The organism is Oleiphilus sp. HI0132, assembly GCF_001635845.1.
The window spans coordinates 1-6456 of the sequence record NZ_LWGJ01001163.1 but is presented as its reverse complement, the minus strand read 5'-3'; the positions used below and the strand labels follow the sequence as shown (position 1 = coordinate 6456).

The 6456-nt window shown below is 44.5% G+C and carries 6 protein-coding genes; 1 reads left to right on the top strand and 5 read right to left on the bottom strand.

All coding sequences use genetic code 11. The features are described from left to right. The coding region (locus tag A3766_RS16260) for an HDOD domain-containing protein (RefSeq protein WP_156508930.1) at positions 1 to 366 on the top strand (366 nt) is incomplete at its 5' end. Between the two features lie 85 nt (positions 367 to 451). On the opposite strand, the gene gspD is transcribed toward A3766_RS16260, so the two are convergent. The 5 genes from gspD to A3766_RS16235 all read right to left on the bottom strand — a co-directional run bounded on the left by gspD (position 452) and on the right by A3766_RS16235 (position 6416). After that, positions 452 to 2431 (bottom strand): type II secretion system secretin GspD, encoded by a 1980-nt coding sequence (gspD, locus tag A3766_RS16255; protein WP_231872239.1) that lies wholly within the window; start codon positions 2429 to 2431, stop codon positions 452 to 454. Between the two features lie 56 nt (positions 2432 to 2487). Then, positions 2488 to 3345, bottom strand: coding sequence for a type II secretion system protein N (locus A3766_RS16250; protein WP_197469962.1), 858 nt, complete (start codon positions 3343 to 3345; stop codon positions 2488 to 2490). 13 nt (positions 3346 to 3358) lie between these two features. Then, on the bottom strand, positions 3359 to 4126 hold the full coding sequence (gene gspN, locus A3766_RS16245; RefSeq protein WP_068509035.1) for a type II secretion system protein N: 768 nt from the start codon (positions 4124 to 4126) through the stop codon (positions 3359 to 3361). A gap of 279 nt (positions 4127 to 4405) precedes the next feature. Further along, positions 4406 to 6049: a chaperonin GroEL gene (groL, locus tag A3766_RS16240; RefSeq protein WP_068509033.1), complete on the bottom strand. Its 1644-nt coding sequence runs from the start codon at positions 6047 to 6049 to the stop codon at positions 4406 to 4408. Positions 6050 to 6125: 76 nt separating this feature from the next. Continuing rightward, positions 6126 to 6416, bottom strand: coding sequence for a co-chaperone GroES (locus A3766_RS16235; protein ID WP_068642509.1), 291 nt, complete (start codon positions 6414 to 6416; stop codon positions 6126 to 6128). Between the last annotated feature and the right edge of the window lie 40 nt (positions 6417 to 6456).

The window sequence follows — 6456 nt, the reverse complement described above, 5'->3', positions numbered from 1 at the left end:
GGCCAGCATGAGCGAGTCATTGACTTAGAGAATGAAAAATTCAACACCAATCACTGTGTCGTCGGTTATTTCACCGCCAAGTCATGGAACCTCCCTGAGCATATCTGCCAAGTTATTGCCGAACACCATAACACCAAGCAAGTGTTTGCAGTTAAAGACGGCAAAAACCAGCAGCAGAAAACCTTGCTGGCAGTTCTTAAACTGGCTGAGCATATTTGCGGAAACTACAAAGTACTTGGCCTACAAGATAGCGACCCGGAATGGGAAGATAGCCAAGATGACATATTAGAATACCTAGGCTTAACTGCTTACGATATCGAAGACCTTAAAGTAGGTTTCATTGAAATGGGTGTCACCGTTTATTGAACAAGAGTCTTTAAAACAAAAAAGGGAGAGTCTCTGACTCTCCCTTTTTTATTCAAGAAAATAAATACTCAGCCTTTGAAGGCTTTTACTTAACCTGCATGCCTTGGTATACGCTATCAAGCTGAGGTTTAACTAAATCTTCAGTATCTTCACCATTGCTTTCCTTGATCGCCAAGTTCAAATTCCATAGCTGATCAAACTTCTCAACGGCAACAGCCTTATTGGCCGCTTTATCACGTAAAATCGTTGGTTTTAGGAATACCACCAAGTTCTGCTTATTTACAACCTTCTGAGTACTTCTAAATAAAGCACCTAACCAGGGAATATCACCCAGCAATGGAACCTTGCTTTCTTGGTAAGTTTCGTCATCACGAATTAGGCCGCCCAGAACAATAGTCTCGCCATCATCAGCCAGAACATTCGTCTTAATCTGACGTTTCGAGGTAATAATATCGGCTCCAGCCGTTGACGGAGAAACGCCTGATATTTCCTGTTCAATTTCCAAACGAACTAAATTGCCATCACTGATACTTGGCGTCACAATCAACTTAACACCGACATCCTGACGCTCAATCGTAGTAAACGGGTCCGACGTTCCAGCACCGGAAGAAGTAGACTGACCTGTGATAATTGGAACATTCTCACCAACAATGATAGATGACTCCTGATTATCCATGGTTATCACTTTAGGTGTAGAAAGAACATTTGCGCTAGCATCACCTTCAAGCGCCTGGATCAGGCCACCCCAGCTTACACCACTTTCACTTGTTCGCCCAAAACCTGCGGTAATACCATCACTCGCACCAATACCTGAGACGTTAAGATCACCATCATCACTGCTATCTTGCGCGATCAACGCTGACAATACATTCGCCGTCGCAATTCCCGCATCAGAGAAGTTTGTAAATACACCTGGAACCGATGCACCCTGATCATACAAGGCCCACTGAATACCAAGTTTGTCATTCAGGTCATCTTTAATTTCAACTATCGCAGCCTCGATCAGTACCTGAGCTCGGCGAACATCAAGTTGCTCAATGACACCATCGAGCTCCTGAATCACTGAAGGTTCTGCTCTAATAACCAGCGCATTCAAACCTTCATCAGCATAAACACTCGCTTCTGAAGATTGGCTTTTACCCTTACCCTTAGCACCCTCACTACTAATATCGCCCATTAGCCCCTTTAACAACTCAGCTAACTCTCCAGCATCCGCATGTTTAAGTCGGACTACCTTGGTTTTACCACCCGTGGATGAAGGTTGATCCAGTTTGGCTATCAACTCTCGCATTTTCTCCCGGAATGCCTCATCGCCTCGAAGGATAAGCCGATTGCTGCGCTGATCTGCAACAACACTAAATTTATTGCCGCCACTTTTTCCTTTAGCTTTACTCAGCTCGCTAGGTGCTAACTCTTCTAAGAGCTTTACCATATCACCAACCCATGCTTCTTTAAGCTGAACAACTTCAAGTTCATATTTAGAAGGGCTATCCAGCTCATCAATAATCTTACTAATTCGTTTTATGTTCGCCAGGTGATCACTAATAATCAAAGCATTGGCAGCTGCGACACCCGCAAGGTGTCCATATTTTGCCACCATCGGTCTAAGAATCGGAACCAACTCTAAAGCACGAGCATTGTTAACCTGAATTACCCGCGTAACGATTTGCTCTGATGGTACCTTTTTCAAAAAACGATCGTTCTGAGCACTCTGCTTGGCATCATTTTGTCTGACAATCTTGATCACTTCCTGGCCAGGTATCGCTGCAAAGCCATGCACCCCCAAGACGGATAAAAACATTTCGTAAACAGCAGATTTATTCATTGAAGCATTAGAAATAACCGTGACCTTACCCTTAACTCGAGGGTCAATAACAAAGCTATAACCTGTTATATCGGCAACCTGACTAACAAATGCTCTGACATCCGCATCCTTCAGATTTACCTTCCAGGTTTGCTCCTCACCGAAGGCACTCCCGCTAAATACCAGCGCGGCACAAACAACCAAGTGCACCAACCTGAGACGGACCATACTGAACATGTTCTTTCCTAATGTAGACTTCATAACAATCACTTTACACTTAAGTCATTTGCATTACTGGGCTTGAGCCCGCAATTTTTTTATCTCAAAGGGTAGTTAATATAAAAGCTGGCGCCATCTCGCATCACTTCTACTTCCAAACTACCTTGCTCATAGAGACTTTTCATTAACTCTTTATCGCGCTGAATATCACCAAGGTTATGACCATTCACCGAGCGTATCACATCACCCTTGTTAAGATTTAGCCCCGACAACATTGGGTTTCCACCTTGGTAAACATACCCCTCTGAAGAAGCTTTCAGCCCAACTGAGCCCAATGCAGCGACAGGATCTTCCTGTAAGCGCTCTGCAGCCTCATCCATAAATTGCTGAGGCGTTTCTACTGATTCCACCCTTGCTCTTCTTTTCGGCTGGGCTTTAACCGGCGTTACCTTAGAAAAACTGCTACTGCCTTTGATGCTCTTCTTTTCTTCAAAAGCCAAAGTTTCTAGCCTTCCGTTACGCCTCAAGAGAATACGATCACTATATACCTCTTCCAAAGTGGCCCTGCCTGGTAGGGCATCACCTATGCCATAGTAATCCGCCTTCTTGCCAATCTCTTCTACTATAGCACCCGATGCGCCAGCCTGCTCTGACATAAAAACACCTTTTAATGCTAACCTTAAGCTGGTCTTAGGCGCTTCTTTTGGTTTATCCTGCTTTTTAACTACCTGTTTTCCTACTTGTCCGAATAAATGATAGTCAGCTAACCTGGCATCTCGCCCCTGGCTTTTCTTAGCTGTAACAACTTTATTCTGAGGCAACACTAAAGCGCGCTCATCCGAAGAAGCCAGTGAATACCAAAACACTCCAGCCCCCAGATAAGCGACATAAACAAGCAAAGTCACAGCCAACAGTGACTGAATCCTAGCAATTGTTCCTGACCCTAGCGTTATCAAATTATTCACCAGCCTAATAAATTTTCTTTTTCACTTTAAACACGACATCTTCTTCTTTGGAGTTTTGGGGCCAATGCTCATCAGCCAAATCCAATAAGCGTCTTTTCACTTTAACTAGCGCTTCACCCTCTGGGCTCACCGTCGCTTCAATGACATCAAACGATCCGCCACTATCACGAACACCTGCTTTTATTTCCCCAGTTTCGCTAGTTTCTATCACCCCCCTAAAAGGAGGAAAGCTACGTTGATGTATAGCGCGTTGAGCAGGATAGGCAATATCGCCACCAGACCACGAGATCATACCTGCAGCTGATCGCAGCATATTATCTTCAGCTAGCAGCTGTATATCCTTTAACAATAGCTGACCATCCAGGGTGACTCGTTGCGCCCTCAGCGCTGGGCTTAGCATAGATAAGTCTAGGTCACCACGAGAAACCGTCACAGCGATGTCAGACATGCCCACCGTAATCACAGCCTCCAATTCGCCCGCTTGGCTATCAATATCAAGCTTAACGGGAAGTGATAAGGCATATAGTTCAGATAATTTCACATTCCAATCAACTATTGAGGCAATGCCTTTATACTGAACCAAAGCACGACCATCCCAGATAGTCCCCTCAATGCCTTTTACCGAAACACCAACAGAGCGAAGAGAATTAGTTACAGAAGGATCAGCCTCTACAACTCCCTCCCAAATCACACGCGCTGGAGCCTTAGCCAGCACAAAAACGCTAAAGGCCAATAAGAAAACAAGAAGATACAGAATTGTTTTTTTCAACACGCGTAAAGACCAAGTCCTATTATCTGACCCACTTCAGTACAAGAGATACTGAAAACTACCGAGAACCTATCATGCTTATATACCTAAGCCGCCCGGTAGGGAGCCTACTGCTCTAAAAAGCGACCAATTACAGACTATTTAATATGATAAATCTACCTTTATTAACGGTTTTTCATACCTTTGCAGGGTTTTCTTGAGACATGCCTCAAGTACTTAGCCCCAAACGCAAGAAACCCGGCAAAAGCCGGGTTTCTTAATCACAAAGCGTGAAAGGCTGGATTACATCATTCCACCCATGCCACCCATGCCACCCATATCAGGCATAGCTGGTGCTGCTGCACCCTCTTCTACGATATCGGTAACCATGCATTCAGTAGTGATCATCAAACCAGCAACAGAACCTGCTGATTGAAGCGCTGTACGCGTCACCTTAGCCGGATCAAGAATACCCATTTCCAACATATCGCCATATTCACCCGATGCAGCATTGTAACCAAAGCTACCTTCGCCCTGCTTAACCTTATCAGTCACGACAGAACCTTCGCCACCGGCATTCTCAACGATTTGACGCATAGGTGCTTCCATTGCGCGACGTAGCAAGTTAATACCAACGTTTTGATCTTCGTTATCACCTTGAAGATCTTCAATCGCTTGTAGAGCACGAATCAATGATACGCCGCCACCTGCAACAACACCTTCTTCAACGGCTGCACGAGTAGAGTGAAGCGCATCTTCGACACGAGCCTTCTTCTCTTTCATCTCGACTTCAGAACCAGCACCTACTTTGATTACCGCAACACCGCCAGCTAATTTAGCTACACGCTCTTGAAGCTTCTCACGATCATAGTCTGAACTGCTTTCTTCGATTTGCTTACGAATCTGGTTAACACGCCCTTCGATTTCTGCAGCTTGACCTGCACCATCGATAATCGTCGTATTTTCTTTACTGATGTTAACGCTCTTCGCTGTACCCAAGTTATCAATTGTTGCGGTTTCTAGAGACAAACCAACTTCTTCAGAAATAACCGTACCACCCGTTAGAGTAGCGATATCCTGTAGCATTTCCTTACGACGATCGCCAAAGCCAGGTGCCTTAACCGCTGCCACCTTAACAATGCCACGCATGTTGTTTACAACTAGAGTCGCTAGCGCTTCGCCTTCGATATCTTCAGCAATGATCAATAATGGCTTGCTTGCTTTAGCAACACTTTCCAGTACAGGAAGTAGCTCACGAATGTTAGAAACCTTCTTATCAACCAATAATATAAATGGGCTCTCAAGCTCTGCACTCATATTGTCCTGATTGTTGATAAAGTAAGGTGATAAGTAACCACGATCGAACTGCATACCTTCAACAACGGCTAGCTCATCTTCGAAGCCACTACCTTCTTCAACAGTGATAACACCTTCTTTACCTACTTTTTCCATCGCTTCAGCAATGATGCTACCAACAGAGCTATCGCTGTTTGCTGAGATTGTGCCTACTTGAGCAATCGCTTTAGTATCTTCACATGGACGAGCAAAGCCTTTAACCGCTTGAACTGCAACTTGCACACCTTTGTCGATGCCACGTTTCAGGTCCATTGGGTTCATACCCGCAGCAACAGCCTTCAAACCTTCGTTAACGATAGACTGAGCCAAAACTGTTGCAGTCGTTGTTCCATCACCCGCAGCATCATTAGTTTGTGATGCAACTTCTTTTACCATCTGCGCACCCATGTTTTCGAACTTGTCTTTAAGCTCGATTTCTTTCGCAACAGACACACCATCTTTAGTCACCGTCGGTGCACCAAAAGATTTGTCTAATACAACGTTACGACCTTTAGGGCCCAAAGTTACCTTTACTGCATCTGCTAGAATGTTTACACCGGCCAACATGCCTTGACGAGCCGAATCACCAAATTTAACGTCTTTAGCGCTCATATACTTTTCCTACTTAAACTGTTTGCCTATTTAGTTAGGCACTTTTAAAATAATTCTCTGAACCGGCTAACCGGTACTAAGCTTCTATCACGCCGTAAAGGTCGCTTTCACTCATAATCAATAGCTCTTCACCATCGATCTTAACGGTATTACCAGCATATTGACCAAACACTACAATATCGCCTTCTTTTACAGCCAAAGCTTTAACATCACCGTTATCCAGAATTTTTCCAGTACCCACAGCTATTACTTCACCCTGAGAAGGTTTTTCAGTCGCACTACCAGGCAATACAATACCACCCGCACTTGTGGTCTCTTCTTCTTTGCGGCNTACAACAACACGGTCGTGTAATGGACGGATTTTCATCTTCTTGATTCTCCTAACAGGTTTTCAATCCGAAAATAAA

Bases quoted from the DNA above. Each gene is read 5' to 3' on its own strand.
- gspD (WP_231872239.1), bottom strand. From the start codon at position 2,431: ATGAAGTCTACATTAGGAAAGAACATGTTCAGTATGGTCCGTCTCAGG.
- groL (WP_068509033.1), bottom strand. From the start codon at position 6,049: ATGAGCGCTAAAGACGTTAAATTTGGTGATTCGGCTCGTCAAGGCATG.